The sequence below is a fragment of the Pseudomonas sp. WS 5503 genome, assembly GCF_012985385.1.
Classification (GTDB): Bacteria; Pseudomonadota; Gammaproteobacteria; order Pseudomonadales; family Pseudomonadaceae; genus Aquipseudomonas; species Aquipseudomonas paracarnis.
Genome location: NZ_JAAQWI010000012.1, coordinates 81,090 through 100,423, shown reverse-complemented (window position 1 = coordinate 100,423; position 19,334 = coordinate 81,090). Strand labels below are relative to the sequence as shown.

Annotated in this window: 14 protein-coding genes and 1 pseudogene; 12 read left to right on the top strand and 3 right to left on the bottom strand. The window is 60.6% G+C overall.

Going from position 1 to position 19,334, the window contains the following annotated elements:
- Positions 1 to 52: 52 nt before the first annotated feature.
- The 7 genes and pseudogenes from HBO10_RS26545 to HBO10_RS26515 all read left to right on the top strand — a co-directional run bounded on the left by HBO10_RS26545 (position 53) and on the right by HBO10_RS26515 (position 7,936).
- Entirely contained in the window at positions 53 to 1,720 is a 1,668-nt protein-coding gene (locus HBO10_RS26545) for a GMC family oxidoreductase N-terminal domain-containing protein (protein WP_034127065.1), read from the top strand.
- 91 nt (positions 1,721 to 1,811) lie between these two features.
- A complete protein-coding gene (locus tag HBO10_RS26540; protein ID WP_034127064.1) occupies positions 1,812 to 3,434 on the top strand; it encodes an MFS transporter in 1,623 nt (540 codons plus the stop codon).
- A 221-nt stretch (positions 3,435 to 3,655) separates the two neighbouring features.
- Positions 3,656 to 5,605, top strand: a complete 1,950-nt coding sequence (locus tag HBO10_RS26535; protein ID WP_034127261.1) for a DNA topoisomerase III — start codon at positions 3,656 to 3,658, stop codon at positions 5,603 to 5,605.
- Between the two features lie 129 nt (positions 5,606 to 5,734).
- The gene (locus HBO10_RS26530; protein ID WP_034127063.1) at positions 5,735 to 6,175 is read left to right on the top strand and encodes a CBS domain-containing protein; all 441 of its coding nucleotides are present in this window, start codon (positions 5,735 to 5,737) and stop codon (positions 6,173 to 6,175) included.
- A 9-nt stretch (positions 6,176 to 6,184) separates the two neighbouring features.
- Entirely contained in the window at positions 6,185 to 7,033 is an 849-nt protein-coding gene (locus tag HBO10_RS26525; RefSeq protein WP_034127062.1) for an NAD-dependent protein deacetylase, read from the top strand.
- Positions 7,006 to 7,128 (top strand): annotated as a pseudogene (locus HBO10_RS26520) (outer membrane lipoprotein carrier protein LolA); the annotation flags it as partial. The gene HBO10_RS26525 and the pseudogene HBO10_RS26520, both read left to right, overlap by 28 nt.
- 478 nt (positions 7,129 to 7,606) lie before the next feature.
- Positions 7,607 to 7,936 (top strand): hypothetical protein, encoded by a 330-nt coding sequence (locus HBO10_RS26515; protein ID WP_003190335.1) that lies wholly within the window; start codon positions 7,607 to 7,609, stop codon positions 7,934 to 7,936.
- 57 nt (positions 7,937 to 7,993) lie between these two features.
- Here HBO10_RS26515 and HBO10_RS26510 read toward each other — a convergent pair whose 3' ends face one another.
- Entirely contained in the window at positions 7,994 to 8,896 is a 903-nt protein-coding gene (locus HBO10_RS26510) for a LysR family transcriptional regulator (protein ID WP_034127061.1), read from the bottom strand.
- Positions 8,897 to 9,029: 133 nt separating this feature from the next.
- On the opposite strand from HBO10_RS26510, the gene HBO10_RS26505 reads away from it, so the two are divergent.
- The 3 genes from HBO10_RS26505 to HBO10_RS26495 are packed head-to-tail and all read left to right on the top strand — an operon-like array spanning position 9,030 to position 11,612.
- Positions 9,030 to 9,728 (top strand): CoA transferase subunit A, encoded by a 699-nt coding sequence (locus tag HBO10_RS26505; protein ID WP_003190329.1) that lies wholly within the window; start codon positions 9,030 to 9,032, stop codon positions 9,726 to 9,728.
- Positions 9,729 to 9,759: 31 nt separating this feature from the next.
- Positions 9,760 to 10,419 carry a CoA transferase subunit B gene (locus HBO10_RS26500; RefSeq protein ID WP_005786928.1) on the top strand — a complete coding sequence of 220 codons (660 nt, stop codon included), beginning with the start codon at positions 9,760 to 9,762 and terminating at the stop codon, positions 10,417 to 10,419.
- Between the two features lie 11 nt (positions 10,420 to 10,430).
- Positions 10,431 to 11,612: an acetyl-CoA C-acetyltransferase gene (locus HBO10_RS26495; protein ID WP_034127060.1), complete on the top strand. Its 1,182-nt coding sequence runs from the start codon at positions 10,431 to 10,433 to the stop codon at positions 11,610 to 11,612.
- A 241-nt stretch (positions 11,613 to 11,853) separates the two neighbouring features.
- Here HBO10_RS26495 and HBO10_RS26490 read toward each other — a convergent pair whose 3' ends face one another.
- A complete protein-coding gene (locus HBO10_RS26490; protein ID WP_014717969.1) occupies positions 11,854 to 12,276 on the bottom strand; it encodes a PaaI family thioesterase in 423 nt (140 codons plus the stop codon).
- Between the two features lie 157 nt (positions 12,277 to 12,433).
- On the opposite strand from HBO10_RS26490, the gene HBO10_RS26485 reads away from it, so the two are divergent.
- Positions 12,434 to 13,228: a DUF4349 domain-containing protein gene (locus HBO10_RS26485; protein ID WP_034127059.1), complete on the top strand. Its 795-nt coding sequence runs from the start codon at positions 12,434 to 12,436 to the stop codon at positions 13,226 to 13,228.
- Here HBO10_RS26485 and HBO10_RS26480 read toward each other — a convergent pair whose 3' ends face one another.
- The gene (locus tag HBO10_RS26480; protein WP_034127058.1) at positions 13,229 to 14,314 is read right to left on the bottom strand and encodes a DUF1615 domain-containing protein; all 1,086 of its coding nucleotides are present in this window, start codon (positions 14,312 to 14,314) and stop codon (positions 13,229 to 13,231) included.
- 279 nt (positions 14,315 to 14,593) lie between these two features.
- Here HBO10_RS26480 and HBO10_RS26475 point away from each other — a divergent pair, with 279 nt between their 5' ends.
- Complete coding sequence (locus HBO10_RS26475) at positions 14,594 to 19,333, top strand: RHS repeat-associated core domain-containing protein (RefSeq protein WP_169922172.1); 4,740 nt, start codon at positions 14,594 to 14,596, stop codon at positions 19,331 to 19,333.
- The last annotated feature ends 1 nt before the right edge of the window (position 19,334 follow it).

Genomic DNA, 19,334 nt, shown 5'->3' with positions numbered 1-19,334 from the left:
CGAAAACTAACAACTAGGATGGGCCCAATAAGAAAAACAAGCGAGACCCCAGATGCCCAATGCAACTGCTGAATACGATTACATCGTCGTCGGCGCCGGCCCTGCCGGATGCCTGCTGGCCAATCGTCTGTCCGCCAACCCGGCTCACCGTGTCCTGCTGCTGGAAGCCGGTGGCCGCGACAACTACCCCTGGATCCATATCCCCGTCGGCTACCTGTTCTGCATCGGCAACCCACGCACCGACTGGTGCTTCAAGACCCAACCCCAAGCCGGCCTGCAGGGGCGCGCCTTGAGTTACCCACGGGGCAAAGTGCTGGGCGGCTGCTCGTCCATCAACGGCATGATCTACATGCGCGGCCAGGCCCAGGACTACGATGGCTGGGCGGCGGCGGGCAACGCGGGCTGGGCTTGGAAAGACGTACTGCCGCTGTTCAAACAGAGCGAAAACCATTTTGCCGGCGGCTCTGAATTCCACAACGAGGGCGGTGAGTGGCGCGTAGAGCAACAGCGCCTGTCGTGGCCGATCCTCGATGCGTTTCGTGAGGCGGCTGCCCAAAGCGGCATCGCCAATATCAATGACTTCAACCAGGGCGACAACGAGGGCTGCGGTTACTTCCAGGTCAACCAGAAAGCCGGTGTGCGCTGGAATGCGGCCAAGGCGTTCCTCAAGCCGATCCGCCAGCGTCCCAACCTCACCGTGCTGACTGAGGTAGAGGTTGAGCGTGTGCTACTGGAAAACGGTCGTGCCTCGCAGGTACTGGGACGCCAACACGGCCAGGCACTGAGCTGGAAGGCGCGCAAAGAGATCGTACTGTGCGCCGGCTCGGTGGGTTCGCCGGGCATTCTGCAACGCTCAGGGATCGGCCCCTCCCATGTGCTCAAGCCGCTGGGTATCAACGTGGTGCACGAGCTGCCAGGCGTTGGCGGCAACCTGCAAGATCACCTGCAACTGCGCCTGATCTACAAGCTGGAAAATGCCCGCACCCTGAACCAGATCGCCGGTACCTTGTGGGGCAAGATGGGCATGGGCCTGCGCTACCTGTACGACCGCAGCGGCCCGCTGTCGATGGCGCCCAGCCAGCTTGGCGCGTTTGCCCGCTCCGGCCCGGAGCAGACCTCGGCCAACCTGCAATACCATGTGCAGCCACTGTCCCTGGAACGCTTTGGCGAACCGTTGCACGGCTTCCCGGCGTTTACCGCATCGGTCTGCGACCTGCGCCCGCAAAGTCGCGGCCGGGTGGATATCCGTTCGACCAACCCGGCGGATGCGCCGCTGATACAGCCTAATTACCTCAGCCACCCCGAAGACTTGCGCGTGGCCGCCGACGCTATTCGCCTGACCCGGCGCATCGTCGCCGCTCCGGCCCTGAGCCAGTTCAAACCGGTGGAATACCTGCCCGGCGAAGCCCTGCGAACTGAAGAACAACTGCACGAGGCCGCTGCACGGATCGGCACCACGATTTTCCATCCGGTGGGCACCTGCCGCATGGGCGATGACAAAGATGCCGTGGTCGACAGCCAGCTGCGCGTACACGGCATTCCCGGCCTGCGCATTGCCGATGCGTCGATCATGCCGCGCATCACCTCCGGCAATACCTGCTCACCCACGCTGATGATCGCGGAGAAGGCCGCGCAGCTAATCCTGTCATCCAACACTGCAGGAGCGAGCTTGCTCGCGAAAAACCCACCAGCACCGCGCACCACAGGGCACCCCGCGTAACCATTAACGCTATATGAAGTTGAAAAACACCGGCGCCGAGGTCAGCGCCGACAGTGGAACAACAATAAATAATCACTGTGAGGGACACCCGATGTCAGAACATGCTCAACCCCTGGGCTCGGCGGCCAGTGCAAGTACCGCCAACGAATCAAGAAAGGTCATCTTCGCCTCCTCTTTGGGGACGGTGTTCGAGTGGTATGACTTTTTCCTCTACGGCGCCTTGGCGGCGGTAATCAGCAAACAGTTCTTTGCCGGGGTCAACGACACCACGGCGTTTATCTTTGCCTTGATGGCCTTTGCCGCAGGCTTTGTAGTGCGGCCATTCGGTGCGCTGGTGTTCGGCCGGCTGGGCGATATGATCGGGCGCAAGTACACCTTCCTCGTGACCATCATCCTGATGGGCGTGGCAACCTTCTGCGTCGGGTTGCTGCCGACCTACGCCAGCATCGGCATTGCTGCGCCGATCATCCTCATTGTGCTGCGCATGCTGCAGGGCCTGGCGCTGGGCGGTGAGTACGGTGGCGCCGCCACCTACGTGGCCGAGCATGCGCCACCGGGCAAGCGCGGCCTGCACACCAGCTGGATTCAATCCACCGCCACCCTCGGCCTGCTGCTGTCGCTGCTGGTGGTGCTGGCCTGCCGTTACTTCACCGGCGATCAGTTCGAAGTGTGGGGCTGGCGCATTCCGTTCCTGTTTTCCATCGTGCTGCTGGGCATCTCGACCTGGATCCGCATGAGCCTGCACGAGTCGCCCGCCTTCTTGAAGATGAAAGAGGAAGGCAAGGCCTGCAAGGCGCCGATTCGCGAGTCCTTCGGCAAATGGGAAAACCTCAAGGTGGTGCTGATCGCGCTGTTCAGTATCAACGGCGGGCAGGCGGTGACCTTCTACGCGGCGCAGTTTTATGTGCTGTTCTTCCTCACCCAATTCCTGCGCATGGACCCGGCCCTGGCCAATATGCTGTTGATCATCAGCGTGGTAATTGGCGCGCCGTTCTTTATCCTGTTTGGTTGGCTGTCGGACAAGGTCGGGCGCAAGCCAGTGCTGATGCTCGGCCTGCTGCTGGCGACCGCCCTGTACTTCCCGATCTTCAAGGGCCTGGCGCACTACACCAACCCGGCAATGGACCAGGCCAGCCGACAGGCGCCGATCACCGTACTGGCCGACCCGGCCACCTGCACCTTCCAGTTCGACCCGGTGGGCAAGGCCCGTTTTGACAGCCCCTGCGACAAGGTCAAGACCTTCCTGGTCAAACAAGGCCTGCCCTACAGCAGCGCCACCGCCCCTGCAGGCAGCCCGGTGCAAGTGAGCGTCGGCGATGTGCGTATCGACGGCTTTGATGAAGCGGCCCTGCGTGGCGCCGTGGCCCTGGCCGGTTACCCGTCATCGGCGGATGTGGCCCAGGTCAACAAGCTGATGGTGGTGGTGCTGATCGTGGTGCTGATCTTCATCGCCGCCATGTGCTACGGGCCCTTGGCGGCGCTGATGGTGGAGCTGTTTCCGACGCGCATCCGCTACACCTCGATGTCCCTGCCCTACCACATCGGTAACGGCTGGTTTGGCGGGTTCCTGCCGACGGTGTCGTTTGCCTTGGTGGTGTACACCGGCGATATCTTCTATGGGTTGTGGTACCCGGTGGTGGTGACGGGCGTGAGCCTGATCGTCGGGTTGTTCTGCCTCAAGGAAACCCGGCACGTGGATATCGAAAACAACTGATACCTCTGCCCTGTAGGAGCGAGCTTGCTCGCGAAGAACCTGAGAGCAACGCGGGGCACCAGGCGCCCCGCGTCATCGTTAACGACCTTCGCGAGCAAGCTCGCTCCTACCGCGGCGTATGGCACCCACACAAATTGCTGTACATCCATACAGATAATGGTTGCTCAAACCCCTTCAAATAAGCATCCTGCAAGGCATCAACCCGATCTGATGTGATGACCATGCGGCTGTACCTCTGTGAAAAACCCTCCCAGGCCAAGGATATCGCGGCCGTGCTCGGCGCCAGCCGCCGCGGCGATGGGTGCTGGCTGGGTAATGGAGTCACGGTCACCTGGTGTATCGGCCACCTGCTGGAGACCGCACCGCCCGATGCCTACGACGCCAAATATAAACGCTGGGTGCTGGCCGACCTGCCGATCGTCCCGGAAAAGTGGAAGATGCTGGTCAAGCCCAAGACCGCCAGCCAATACAAGGCCGTCAAGCGCTTGCTGGGGGAAGCCCAGGAACTGGTGATCGCCACCGACGCCGACCGTGAAGGCGAGATGATCGCCCGTGAACTGGTGGAACACTGCCGCTACCGCGGGCCGATCCAGCGGTTGTGGCTGTCGGCACTTGACGACGCCTCCATTCGCAAGGCCCTGGCGGCGCTCAAACCCGGTGCAGAAACCTTCAGCCTGTATCACTCGGCCCTGGGGCGCTCGCGCGCCGACTGGCTGATAGGTATGAACATGAGCCGCCTGTTTACCCTGCTGGGGCGCCAATCCGGTTACCAGGGCGTACTCCCGGTAGGCCGGGTGCAAACCCCGACCCTGCGCCTGGTGGTGGACCGTGATCGCAGCATTGCCGACTTCGTGCCGGTGGCCTACTGGGCCATTGATGTCGACCTGCGCCACGATCACATCACCTTCACCGCCCAATGGCGCGCCCCTGAGGATGCCTGTGACGACCAGGGCCGTTGCCTCAACCCGCAACTGGCGCGGGACACCGCCGACGCCATGCTCAACGCCGCCACGGCGCGGCTGGTGAAGCTGCGTACCGAGCGCATGCGCGAAGTGGCGCCCCTGCCCTTCGACCTCGGCACCTTGCAGGAGATCTGTTCGAAGAAGCTCGGCCTGGGTGCCCAGGAAACCCTGGATATCGCCCAATCCCTGTACGAAACCCACAAGGCCATCACCTACCCGCGCAGCGATTGCGGCTACCTGCCATTGAGCCAGCACAGTGAAGCGCCGAAGATCCTTGCGGCGCTGGGCCGTGCGGACACGGCGGTCAACGAGCTGATGTCGCACATCGACCCTCGGCGCCGTTCGCGGGCCTGGAACGACGCGAAAGTCAGCGCCCACCACGGCATCATCCCCACCGGAGCCGGCAAGGAGGTCAGCCAACTGACCGGCAAGCACCGTGCGGTCTATACGCTGATTCGTGCGCGCTACCTGGCGCAGTTCCTGCCCAACCATGAATACGACCGCACCCAGGCCGATTTCGACTGTGCCGGCCGGGCGTTGCGCGCGGTGGGCAAAGTCATTATTGAACCGGGCTGGAAACGCGCCTTGCCCGAAGCGCTGGCACCCGCCAAAGGTCGCGAAGCGCCTGCGCCCCAAGCTTTGCCGACGCTGGTGCAGGGCCACGACTACGCCGTGGCCAAGGTCAACCTCAAAGACCTGTGGACCCAGCCGCCCAAGCCCTTTACCGAAGGCGACCTGATCAAGGCCATGAAAAACGTCGCCAAGTTGGTGGAGGACCCGTTGCTCAAGCAAAAACTCAAGGACACCACTGGCATCGGCACCGAGGCCACCCGCGCCGGGATCATCCAGGGCTTGCTGGATCGCGGTTATCTGGTGAAAAACGGCAAGGCCCTGTCAGCAACCCCGGCCGCGTTCAGCCTGATCGACGCGGTGCCCCGCGCCATCGCCGACCCCGGCACCACCGCCATCTGGGAACAGGCACTGGACATGGTGCAAAGCGGCGAAATGAGCCTGGAGGAATTCGTCGCCAAGCAAGCGGCGTGGATGAGCAAGCAGGTGGCACGCTGTAACGGCATGCGCATGACTATCACTGGCCCCGCCAGCCCGGCTGGCCGAGGTGCGACGCCGTGGAAAAAGAAGCGCAAGGCCGCCCCACGTAAAGCTGGCACCAACCCCAAGCGCGGAAAAAAGCCGGCAAATGCGGGATAAATACCAAAAAAGACTGGCACATGACGTTTTTCGACAGGTTTAACGCCGCATTGGCCCTTGCTCCGGCGGGTTCGGTCTAGGATTCTGTAGGGGATCTGGACTACCAACAACAACACCGGAGTGGCCGCCATGAAGACCGTTGCACAACTGCTGAAAGCCAAGGACCAGAAAAACCAGGATGTCCACACGATCAAATGGGACCACACCGTATTTGAAGCGCTGGTGCGGATGTCGGAGAAAAACGTCGGTGCCTTGCCAGTGGTCAGGGATGACGTGGTGGTCGGCATCATCAGTGAACGGGATTACGCACGTAAAATCATGCTCAAGGGCCTCTCGTCAGTTACCACCAAGGTCCATGAGGTGATGAGCTCGCCGGTGATCACTGTGGATACTCACAAGAGTGTCGAGGAATGCATGAACATCATGACCGACAGTCACCTGCGCCACCTGCCGGTGGTCGAAGACGGCAAACTGCTGGGCCTGCTGTCTATCGGTGACCTGGTCAAGGAAGCAATTGCCGAACAAGCGGCCTTGATCCAGCAACTGGAACAGTACATCCGCGGCGAATAGGGGGAACCCATGCTCGACACGCTGGACCATCAGGAAGACCACCTCGATACTCTGCACCGGGCCATGTCCGGCCGGCGTTTCCTGGTGCTGACCGGCGCAGGGATAAGTACATCTTCGGGTATTCCGGATTACCGGGACGGGGAAGGTGTACGCCGGGGCAAGCCACCGATGATGTACCAGGAGTTCCTTGCCACTCCCGAGGCGCGGCGCCGCTACTGGGCGCGGGCGATGCTGGGGTGGCCACGGGTGCGCATTGCCCAGCCGAACAAGGCCCACCTGGCGCTCGCGACGCTGCAGCACCGTGGCCATATCAGTGGGCTGATCACGCAGAACGTCGACACCCTGCATGACCAGGCCGGCAGCCAGGATGTGATCGAGCTCCATGGCAGCTTGCATCGGGTGCTGTGCCTGGATTGCCAACTGCGCAGCGAGCGCGACGTGATCCAGCGGCAGATGGAGGTCGATAACCCGCACATGGCACAGGTTCATGCGGTGCAAGCGCCGGATGGCGACACCTTGCTTGATCCGGCGTTTGAACAGCGCTTCCAGATGCCCCGCTGCCCGCACTGCAATGGCGAACGGCTGAAACCGGATGTGGTGTTCTTTGGCGAAAACGTCGTGCCGGCGACGGCGCTCAAAGCAATGACGGCGGTAGAGCATGCCGAAGGGCTGTTGGTGGTGGGGTCGTCGCTGATGGCCTATTCGGCGTTTCGCCTGTGCAAGGCTATGGTTGAACAGGGTAAGCCGGTGATTGCCATCAACCTGGGCAAGACTCGGGGGGATGAGTTGTTGCAGGTGAAAATTCAGGCGTCCTGTGAGCGACTACTGCCATTACTGGTCGACCAGCTCTCCCTGTAGGAGCGAGCTTGCTCGCGAAAATCGTCAACGATAACCGGGGCAACCTGACACCCCACGGCGAGCCCGAGTTTTTCGCGAGCAAGCTCGCTCCTACAAGGGTTGAGGCGCTCGACCATCACTTCCAAAAAATGACGCCCAAGTCACGTTTTCCCGCATTGGCCCGTCCCCCACAACAAATTATGTAGTGATCAAAAATAATCACTACATAACCGTTGACGTAACCTTTTTGTCCTTGCATGATCTAGACGTCTCTCGGATCGGGAGCGTTGGTAACAAGCGTTTCGAACAGGCTCGTCTGACCGCCGAGCTGTTTTTCCGGATGTGCACTGCCCACAAGGCAGATCGATGAAGCTGACCGGTCCCGGAAGGGGCAGGTACAAGGCGCTCAAACGCGGCTTGTCTTCGCAATCAGAGCATTGCGTAGCAGTTCATCAGCAAGACTACATGCATCAGCTTCAAGACCCTGCCCGTATTCGGCAGCCCGTCGCTGACGCCCGGTTTTAGTGACCGGAGACAACTTACTGGTATTAACGAATCAACTGATAGATCGCCAACTGGTCAAGGGGCTTACACATGAATTTGAACAACCAACCAACTATCGATGAATTGGCTGAGATGTTCGCAGCGCAGAAAGACACACTCGACGACCATATCCTGTGGATTGGCAAATCGGGCGAAGTGCAAATTGACTGCCTGGCGCCCCATACCGAAGAAGCCGAGTTTGACCGTAACAACCGTGAGCTGGCGGCGCGCCTGAAGATGTACCGCCGTGGCCAGGGTTATGTCGGCAAGAAGGCCGCCGCTGATCGCAACTTTATCGAGCAAGTGTTCGACACACTTAACAATGCCTGGGCGTCTTTCAAAGACAGCTCGCAAGTTAAAGTGATCGACCGTTACTACTAGGTAGTACTCAATCAATGTGGGAGTTGGCTTGCCAGCTCCCACATTTGTATTACTGATTTAAAAAGTTGGAAACCTGCCCTTTCCCGCCTCATCCCGAAAGATATCAAACAGCACCTGCGCCGCCGCCGACAGTTCATGCCCCGGCTTGGTCAGCACCCCAATCGGTCGCTCGATCACCGGGCCAGTCAAGGTAATGCAATGGGCTCCCGCCTCCTCCATCTGCCTGGCGCATAACGCTGGCACTGCACTAACCCCCAAACCGCTGGCAACCATCTTGCCCACCGTCGCCAGTTGATGGCTTTCCAAGGCAACGGGCAGTTTCATCTGCAAGGCACCGAGGTGTTCTTCCAGCATCACTCGCACAGTGGAAGGCCGCTGCAGGGTGATGAACGGCTGCTCCAACAAGGCTTTCCAGTCGATTTCAGCACGCTGTGCCAAGGGTGAATCCCCCGGGACCACGGCGACAAAGCGATCCAGGTACAACGGCGTGAACGCCAATGACGAACCATCGGACGGCTCGAACGCCACCCCCAGCTCCACCTGACGGTCGCGCACCATCTCCAGCACCTGTTCATTGATCAGGTCATGCACCGTCACGTTCACCTGAGGGTAACGGGCGCGGAATATCTTCAGGATCGGCGGCAACAGGTTCCCCGCGAACGAGGGCATGGCGGCCACCGTGACGCGGCCACGTTGCAAGGTAAAACGCTGGCGCAGTTCGTCTTCGGCGTTGTCCCAATCGGCAATCAACCGGCGGGCCAGGGGCAGCAGGGACTCGCCTTCAGGGGTCAGCGCGACGTTACGGGTATTACGGCTGAACAGGCGCCCGCCCAAGCCTTCTTCCAAGCCCTTGATGGTCAAGCTCAACGCCGATTGAGAGAGGTGCAAACGCTCGCAGGCCGCGGCAAAACTCAGGCTTTGCGCGACGGCGAGAAAGGCACGCATCTGTTTAACGGTCATGACGCAGCTCCGGACGACGATTGGACTATGCTGTTTTCTAAATCAATCAACCTTAAAAAACAACTTAACAAATCAATCCGCTGGCGCAACACTCAACTCACTGGCTGGACCACAAACAATAAAAGAGGTGCATATGGCAGGTTTCGATAAACGCGTGGCGTCCTATGAAGAAGCGCTGGCAGGCCTGGAAGACGGCATGACCGTGCTCTCCGGTGGTTTTGGCCTGTGTGGCATTCCGGAAAACCTCATTGCCGAAATCAAGCGCAAAGGCACCCGCGACCTGACGGTGGTTTCCAACAACTGCGGCGTCGATGGCTTCGGCCTGGGCGTGCTGCTGGAACAGAAGCAGATCAGCAAAGTGATCGCTTCCTACGTGGGTGAAAACGCCCTCTTCGAGAAACAACTGCTCAGCGGCGAGATTGAGGTGGTGCTTACTCCTCAAGGCACCCTGGCAGAAAAAATGCGCGCAGGCGGTGCCGGCATCCCGGCCTTCTTTACCGCCACCGGTGTCGGCACCCCCGTTGCCGAAGGCAAGGAGACCCGCGAATTCAAGGGTCGCCCGTATCTGATGGAAGAGTCCATCACCGGCGACTTTGCCATCGTCAAAGGCTGGAAAGCCGACCACTTCGGTAACGTTATCTACCGTCACACCGCCCAGAACTTCAACCCGCTGGCCGCCACCGCCGGCAAGATCACCGTGGTCGAAGTCGAGGAAATCGTCGAACCGGGCGAGCTGGACCCGGCGCAGATCCACACCCCTGGCATCTACGTCGACCGGATCATCTGCGGCACCTTCGAAAAGCGCATTGAACAGCGCACCGTCCGCAAATAATCCCCGTCCAGAACAACAAGAGGAAACAATCATGGCGCTTACCCGCGAACAAATGGCTCAACGCGTTGCCCGCGAGATGCAGGACGGTTACTACGTGAACCTCGGTATTGGCATTCCGACCCTGGTGGCCAACTACATCCCCGACGGCATGGAAGTGATGCTGCAATCGGAAAACGGCCTGCTTGGCATGGGCCCGTTCCCAACCGAAGAAACCATCGACGCCGACATGATCAACGCCGGCAAGCAGACCGTCACCGCACGCATCGGCGCCTCGATCTTCTCTTCCGCCGAGTCGTTCGCGATGATTCGCGGTGGGCATGTCGACCTCACCGTACTGGGCGCATTCGAAGTGGACGTACAGGGCAACATCGCTTCGTGGATGATCCCCGGCAAGCTGGTCAAGGGCATGGGCGGTGCCATGGACCTGGTGGCCGGCGCAGAAAACATCATTGTGATCATGACTCACGCATCCAAAGACGGTGAGTCCAAGTTGCTCAGCCAATGCAGCCTGCCGCTGACCGGTGCCAACTGCATCAAGCGTGTACTCACGGACCTGGCGTACCTGGAAATCGAAAATGGCGCTTTTGTCCTCAAGGAACGCGCACCTGGCGTCAGCGTTGAAGAGATTGTGAGCAAGACCGCCGGTAAACTGATCGTCCCGGACCACGTTCCAGAAATGCACTTCCAGTGAGGACAGATTCCATGCAAGACGTCGTGATTGTTGCTGCCACCCGCACCGCCGTGGGCAGCTTCCAAGGTTCGCTGGCGAGCATTCCGGCCCCGGAACTGGGCGCCGCCGTGATCCGTCGCTTGCTGGAGCAGACCGGCCTGGACCCGGCGCAAGTGGATGAGGTGATCCTCGGCCAGGTGCTCACCGCAGGCAGCGGCCAGAACCCGGCGCGCCAGGCTTCGATCCTTGCCGGCCTGCCCCATGCCGTGCCGAGCCTGACCCTGAACAAGGTCTGCGGCTCGGGCCTCAAGGCTTTGCACCTGGGCGCCCAGGCCATTCGTTGCGGCGACGCCGAGGTGATCATTGCCGGTGGCATGGAGAACATGAGCCTGGCCCCGTACGTACTGCCTGCCGCACGCACCGGGTTGCGCATGGGCCACGCGAAGATGATCGACAGCATGATTACCGACGGCCTGTGGGATGCGTTCAACGATTACCACATGGGCATCACCGCCGAGAACCTGGTGGACAAGTACGGCATCAGCCGCGAAGCCCAGGACGCCTTTGCCGCCGCCTCCCAGCAAAAAGCTGCCGCCGCTATCGAAGCCGGACGCTTTGCCGATGAGATCACGCCAATCCTGATTCCCCAGCGCAAAGGCGACCCGGTGGCCTTCGCGGTGGACGAACAACCCCGCGCCGGCACCACCGCCGAATCCCTTGCCAAGCTCAAGCCTGCGTTCAAGAAAGACGGCAGCGTCACCGCCGGCAACGCCTCCAGCCTGAACGACGGCGCTGCGGCCGTGCTGCTGATGAGCGCCGACAAAGCCAAGGCACTCGGCCTGCCCGTACTGGCGCGTATCGCCAGCTACGCCAACGCGGGCGTCGACCCGGCCATCATGGGCATCGGCCCGGTCTCGGCCACCCGCCGCTGCCTGGACAAGGCCGGCTGGCAGTTGGCTGATCTAGACCTGATCGAAGCCAACGAAGCCTTCGCCGCGCAATCACTGGCGGTGGGCAAAGAGCTGGAGTGGGACGCGCAGAAGGTCAACGTCAACGGCGGCGCCATCGCCATCGGCCACCCGATCGGTGCTTCAGGCTGCCGCGTACTGGTGACCCTGCTGCACGAAATGATCAAGCGCGATGCCAAGAAAGGTTTGGCAACGCTGTGCATCGGTGGCGGCCAAGGTGTCGCCCTGGCGCTCGAACGCAACTGAATCGGATCGCTATTGTGGCGAGGGAGCTTGCTCCCGTTGGGCTGCGTAGCAGCCCCACGCCAATAGAGCAACATAGAAAAGGCCTGGCTCCACGAAAAGCCAGGCCTTTTCTTTTATCGATCCCCCTGAATGAACTCGATCAAAATGTGTGAGCTGGCTTGCCTGCGATAGCGGTCTATCAGTCAGACCATTGCTAACTGACACACCGCTATCGCAGGCAAGCCAGCTCCCACATTTGATCTCACTGCCTGTCAGCTTGCGGCACCGCGAACACCGCGCTCGCCCGCAGCACCACCCGCTCCTCCACCTGCAAACTCAACGTGGCGAACGCCATCTGCCGTCCGCGCTTGTGGCTTTCCAGACGCACCACCATCCACTCCCCTACCTGCACGGCGCCCAGGTAATCCACGGTCATGCTGGCGGTAATCAACGGCAACGGCGGCTCACTGGAAAACGCCATGGCGTACCCCATGCCGATATCGGCCAGCGTCGCCAGCACCCCGCCATGTACCGTACCGCGCCCATTGGCGTGACGATGATCGGCGCGCAAGCCGACTTCCAATTGCAAACCTTCGCCACGGCAATACGCCGGGCCGAGCAGTTCCAGCAACGGACTGCTGCGCGGCAACGGGACAAAGCCTTGGGGGACAGTCTGAGCGTTCATGGCGGATGCTTCCCTGGGGTGAGGCCTGAGGTGTACGCCAGCCCCGACCCGACAGCCACCACCATCAGCCGGGCAAATCCCGGGCAATGCTTTGCGTTAATGGGCCAGACCCGCTTTAATCTCGGCCAATTTCTCCTGCACATTTCAAGGAAACGCCATGCGCCACCTGGACGGCAACTCCCACCCGCTTCGCGCGCCGCTGTTGATCTTGCTCGCCGGCCTGGCCTTGGCCGGTTGTTCCCCCACGGACCACTCTCGCGCCACCGTCATCAATGGCGAACAGGGCAAGGCCGGGGCGCAACTGGCCTATGAGCATGAATTGACCCTGGCCCTGCCCGGCGCCCTGCTTGCGCCGCGTATGCAGGCCACTCGTGAGGCGTGTGAAACGGCGCGCTTTGGTGCCTGCAATATCCTTGGCATTACCGAAGACGGCCAAGGCGGCCAGATCATCCTGCGAATCGCGCCCACGGGTGTGGAGCCGATGGTCGCCCTGGCGGCCGAAGGCGGTAAGCTCGGCCAGCGCATCACCACTGCCGAAGACCTGGCCGATGCCGTGGCGGATGTGCGCCGTCGCCAGGACCGCCTGCAAGCCCAGCAGCAACGCCTCGATGAACTGGCCAAGCGCAAGGACATCACCGTCAGCGACCTGATCGTCCTGAGCAAAGAGCAAGCCGGCATTGAAAACGAGCTGCAGGAACTGGCCCAGGTTGCCGCCGGCCAGCAACGCCGCCTCGACACCAACCGCATGACCTTGAACTTCCGCTCCTCCGACGGCGCCAACCAGGTGTCAAGGTTCACCCGGATGTTCAGCAACCTGGGAGACAACCTGGTGAACGGCACCGCAGACGCCCTGGAACGTGCCAGCTATGTGCTGCCCTTCGTGATCCTGGCGTTCCCGGTGGTGTGGTTGTGGGTGGGCTTGTGGCGCCGGTTCGTCAAGCGCCGCAGTTGATCAGCGCTTCATGCAGCGCTGGTAGCGCTCATCCACACGCTTGGCAAACCAGGCCGTGGTCAGGTTGCGGGTGATCTTCGGGCTCTTGAGCACAATACCCGGCAGGATCGCCCGTGGCAGCGGCTTGCCGGCCGCCTGGTCAGCCAAGGCGAAGACGCGCTTGTACAAGGTAGTGTCCTCGAAATCCAACTGCTCACCCTGCTCCAGTTGGCTGCGGATGCTCGGGTTGCGCATATCCAACTTCGCCCCCAGTGAACGCACCGCCAGCTCGGTGGTGCCGGGCAACAATGAGCCATAGCGGATCAAATCCCCATCCAACGCCAGCTCTTTGCCTGAAACACGGCTGACAGCGGCCTGGAACGCGGCATTGCGGCTGGCGTACCAACCGGCGTTGAAATCGGCAAAGCGGTACAGCGGCTGATCGTAGCTCACCGGGTAACCGAGCAAGTGGGCGATGCCGAAGTACATGCCGCCGCGACGGGTGAACACTTCGCGGCGAATCGTGCCGTCCACCGTGTAGGGATAACCCCGCGCCTGTTTCTGCGCAAAGTCGATACTGACCTGCATGGGGCCAGCAGTGTGTACCGGGTTGAACCCGCCAAACAGTGTATTGCCCAGGGGCACCATGCTGATGAAGTCGTCAAAAATCGCGCTCAGGTCCTTTTCCGTACGGGCGGCATTCAAACGGTCGGCGTAGGTTTTGCCGGTGGGCGAGCGCAGTTGCAAGGCGCTGCGCACCACGAATGCCGGCACGTGCACCTTGCCGGCGCGGCGCAGGATTTCATCCTGGGCGATCTTGCCCATGCCCGGCACTGGCGGGTCGACCTGATAGGTGGACTCCTGCTCGGTCACCGCCAGCACCGCGCAGATGTTTTCGGTGCTGGGGTAGATTTTCTGGGTGTCGAACGCGGTGTAGATGTCCTGGGCCCAACCGTTACGGTCCGCAACCTTGGCCGGCAGCAGGCGCACGATCTGCGCCTTCACCTCGGCTTCACTGCGCTCGGGCTGCTGGGGGCCACGGGAAGTTGAGCACCCGGCCAGTACCAGTAAAGGAATAAGGCAGAGCAGCAGACGCGTTGAATACATGAGGCTTCCTTGGTTAATGACGGGCCAGGGCCAGGCAGTGCTGATATCGACAGGTAAGTCTAACCGGGGTTCGTCGGCATGCCGAATCCAGTGCCTGGCAGTAACTGAAACATCCCACACAACTGCCGGATAAGCTCTACTCCTCCCCCCGGCAAACCTCTGCAAAGTCCCTCGCCTGATCAAACAGTGCGAGGGAGTGCAGATGGTTTTTTTCGTGACGCGTGCGGTTGACGGGGCCGCCACTTGAACCCGGCCATTGGCAGGTTGGCGCTGACGCCAATGAACGTGGAAACGGTCGACGTCGAGGGCGTCTTCCGTGACTTTCGCGATTGCTTGAACACCTTTGACGAGTGGGCCAAAAGCTTTTGGAGCTTCTCCGCGCTGGACGTCGAACAGGTGTTCAAGGTCGGGGATGACGTCGCGCTGGTTGCCCCGATCAATCGCTCCCTGTTTCCCAGCAGCACCGTCGCCACCTGCCAGGCCACGGGTACCTTGACCCTGGTGCATATGTTCCAGAGCACGAGGTTCGTACCCATCGGCAACACCCCGGTGATCGTGCAACGCGTTGATCCAAACGGCGGCCCGCTGGGCGAGCCCCTCCATAAGACCATCGGCCCCAGTGGCATCCTCGAAGTCACCGAGTGTGATCGCAACCAGCAATACCGGGTGAGTTTCTACCCCAACGTTTCCCAGGATCACCTCAAAGCACTGTATGCGTCCTACCAGTCGGTGATCGCCGCGCTGGAAGCCCGGCTGCGCAAAGAGTGGACCGACACCTTCCAAGCCCAATGGAAAAATTACACAGACGCCCGCCCGCTTGAGCGGCGCCGCTTGCTGGAAGCGGCTTTTGCCAGTGGGTTGGGCAAGGCGCTTTACAGCCTGTGGGACAACCTTGGCGAGCTGTCTGCGCTGCTGGCGGACCTCAAGCCCAACAGCGAAAAGCTACTGAAATACCTTTCGCAAACTGAGTTCGACGAACTGCTGACCCTGGGCAGTGATGCGATAGCCCAGGGCTTGTTGGTACTCAGTGACGAGCCGCTGCTGTTTATCTACCTGTCGGCGCAGGTTAGCTGGATGCGCATGCTCCCGCCGCCAGAGATGGCGGAACTGTGGGGTGAAATTACCGGTGAGGTGCTGATCAATCTACTGCTGATTCGCGTCTTGGGTGCGATGGGCGTGGTGGCGCGATTGGGGGCTCGTGTGCTCAGTCACGTTAAATCCGGGCGGGCGCGGGCGTTGTTGGAGTTGCTGGCCAAGCAAGTGGTGGGGCCCGGGTTAGGGGCGCATGTGGAGGCCGCAAAGCCGGTCTTGCTGAGCAGTGCGGCGACGCCGGTCAAGGTAGTGCCAGTGGTGCCGTTGAAGGCAGGCGACACGCTGGTTTCGAACCCGGTGCCGATGGTGCGCGGCAAGGCCCAGCGCACGACATTGGTCCGTCAGGAGCCTGTCGATGATGTGCCGGCTGTGGCGTCGAACCCGAAGGGGAATGCGGCGGCGCCTGCGGATAAAACCGTCACCCACGGTTGCCCGGTGTCGATGGTCACCGGCGAGGAATTGCTGACCCTCACCGATGGTGCGCTGGATGGAATCTTGCCGTTTGAGTGGACGCGGCTGTACCGCACCAGTGCGGTGGAAGTCGAGTGTGGGTTGGGGTTTGGCTGGAGTCATGCGCTGGCTCATCGGCTGGTGGTGTCGGGCGATTTGGTGGTGTGGACTGACCATGAGAATCGCCGTACTCAGTTTCCCTTGCCGACCGCCGCTCGACCTGCGATCACCAATAGCCTGGCGGAAGCGGCGATCTACTTGGGTTCGGCGCCTGACGAACTGGTGCTGGCCCAAGCCTCGCGTTTCTACCACTTTCGCGACGGTGTGCTGACAACCATCAGCGATGCGTATGACAACCGTCTGCGCATTTGCCGTGATCGCTCAGGACGGATTGAGCGGCTGGATAACGGTGCTGGTCGCTCGTTGCTGTTGCGTTATGAGTTGGATCGCATCGTTGCGGTGGACTACCAGGTGCATCGCGCCAAAGGGCGTGATCCCTACGTGTGGGAAACCGAACAGAACCTTGTTTCCTACGCCTATGACGAACACGGACGACTGGTTTGCGCGACCAATGCCGTCGGTGAAAGCGAGCGTTATCGGTACGACGATCAGCACGTCATTGTCGAGCGGCAGTTAGCCGGTGGGGCGAGTTTCTTCTGGGCGTGGGAAGGCGCGGGCAAGGCGGCTCGCTGCGTGCGGCATTGGGCGAGTTTTTCGCAGATGGACACGCGCTATGCCTGGGGCGATGACGGGCGTGTCACCGTGCATAACGCCGATGGTAGCCAGGAGGTGTATGTCCATGACCAGCGGGCGCGGCTGGTGCAGAGGATTGATCCGGACGGCGCCACGCACTTTAAATCCTACGACGACCAGGGCCGGCTGACCGTCGAGCAAGACCCGATGGGCGCGGTGACGGCCTATCAGTACGACGATGCCGGGCGCTTGGTCGCGCTGTTTCCGGGGGATGATGAGCCAACGTCCTACGAGCATGACAACGGTTTTGTACGGGTTGTCAGGCGTGGGGAGGCGGTCTGGAAATATGAGCGCAATGTTCAGGGCGATGTCATCCGCAAGACTGACCCGGATGGCAATTCGACTGACTACAGCTATGACAAACATGGGCAATTAATTGGGGTTTGGTATCCCGACAGCAGTTGCCATCGACTGGTGTGGAACGAACGCGGGCAACTGCTTGAGGAGCAATTGCCCAATGGTGGGATCAAGCGTTATCGCTATGACGATCTGGGTCGACAGGTTGCCCGTGAGGATGAGCATGGCGCACTAATCCAGTATCAGTGGGACGCCGCAGGACGCTTGCTGAAACTGACCCAGCCAGGCGGTGGTTGTAGGGAGTTCAGCTACAACCCCTACGGCAAAATCATCGCCGAACGCGACGAACTCGGCCACGTCACCCGCTATGAATACGCCGATGGCCTGCACCTGATCAGCCGCCGCCTCAACGCCGACGGCACCCAGGTCAAGTACCGCTACGACAACGCTCGGCTATTGCTCACCGAGATCGAAAACGAAGCCGGCGAAACCTACCAACTCGACTACCACCCCAACGGCCTGATCCGCCAGGAAACCGGCTTCGACGGCCAGCGCACCGCCTACGCCTACGACCTCAACGGCAACCTGCTGGAGAAGACCGAATACGGCGACGATAACAGTCAGCTAATCACCCGTTACGAGCGCGACCACGCCGGTCGCCTCGTCCGAAAAACCCTGCCCGATGCCAGCGTTGTCGACTATGCCTACGACCGCCAGGGCAACCTCCTCAGCGTCGAGGACGGCCACTGGGCGCTGGCCTACGAATACGACCGCCAAAACCGCCTCACCGCCGAACACCAGGGCTGGGGCACCCTGCGCTACGGCTACGACGCCTGCGGCCAGCTGAAAAATCTGTGCCTGCCGGACAACAACCGCCTCACCTTCAACCACGACAAAGGCGGCCACCTCGCCACCGTCGAACTCAACGGTGAAGTGCTTACCTCGCACCTATTCAAGAGCGGCCGCGAGCATCAGCGCCAGCAAGGCCAAGTGCTCAGCCACTACCACTACGACGACCAACACCGCCTGCACGCCCACGCGGTAACGCAGCAACAAAACCACCTCTACCAACGCCAATACGACTACGACAAAAGCGGCAACCTCACCCGCCTGCTCGACACTCGCAAAGGCGAACACTTTTACCGCTACGACCCGCTTAATCGCCTGACCCGCGCCGACCACTCCCAGGACGTACAGGAACGCTTCGCCCACAACCCGGCCGGCAACCTGCTGATGCAAGACCGCCCCGGCCCGGACATCGTCGCGGCGAATCGTCTGATGATCCAAGGCGACCGCCATTACGACTACGACGCCTTCGGCAACCTCATCCGCGAACGACGCGGCAAGGGCCAGCAACTCGTTACTGAGTACCGCTACGACTGCCAGCATCGGTTAATCAGCATCACAAAACCGAACGGCGAAACCGCCAGCTATCGCTATGACCCATTTGGACGCCGCATCAGCAAAACCGTGGACGACAAAACCACCGAGTTTTTCTGGCAAGGCGACAAGCTGATTGCCGAACACCATGCAGAGCGCCATCGCAGCTATCTCTACGAACCCGACAGCTTCCGCCCATTGGCGCTGTTGGAAGGTTTCGGTCCACAAGCCACCACGCCCTACCACTACCAACTCGACCACCTCGGCACCCCGCAGGAACTGACCAACCCCGAAGGCGAAATCATCTGGTCCGCCCACTACCGCGCATACGGCCAGATTGCCCGGCTCGACGTAGGCAACATTGACAACCCGCTGCGCTTTCAGGGTCAGTATTTCGATCAGGAAAGCGGCCTGCACTACAACCGCCATCGCTACTACAATCCGGATATTGGTCGCTACCTGACACCGGACCCGGTGAAGTTGGCGGGTGGGATCAATGGGTACCGGTATGTGCCCAATCCGACAGGTTGGGTAGACCCGCTGGGACTGAACAGATGCCCAGGTACGGTAGGATGCGAACCATCCTTAGGCGCTGAAGATCCTTCAACTCCAGCATCAAGTAAGAAATCAGAACCCAACGTTCCGACTCCTCATAATGACGAAGAGTATCTTTTTCGCGGAGACAAAACCCCTCCAAACGAGGTATTCAAAAATGGCTTTAAAAGCAAAGGCGATAGCGAAGATTTGTACCTACACGCAATTGACAGTAATGACCCTCCCAGCAATTTCATAAGCACATCGCCATCACGGGCAGTCGGGATCACTTTTGCTACCAGCTACGGAGATAAAAAAGGCTATTTGTACACACTTAAGAGTATTGAGGGGCATGATATAAATACAGAACTAGGCAAGCAGGCGCCGTACCCTAAAGAGCTAGAATTCGCTATCCATAACAAAATCGACCCAGAGGATATATTAGGCGCCACCCCAGTAAAACCTGATGGAACTTACGTTGGATATTCCATACCAAACCCCAACAGGAAATAAA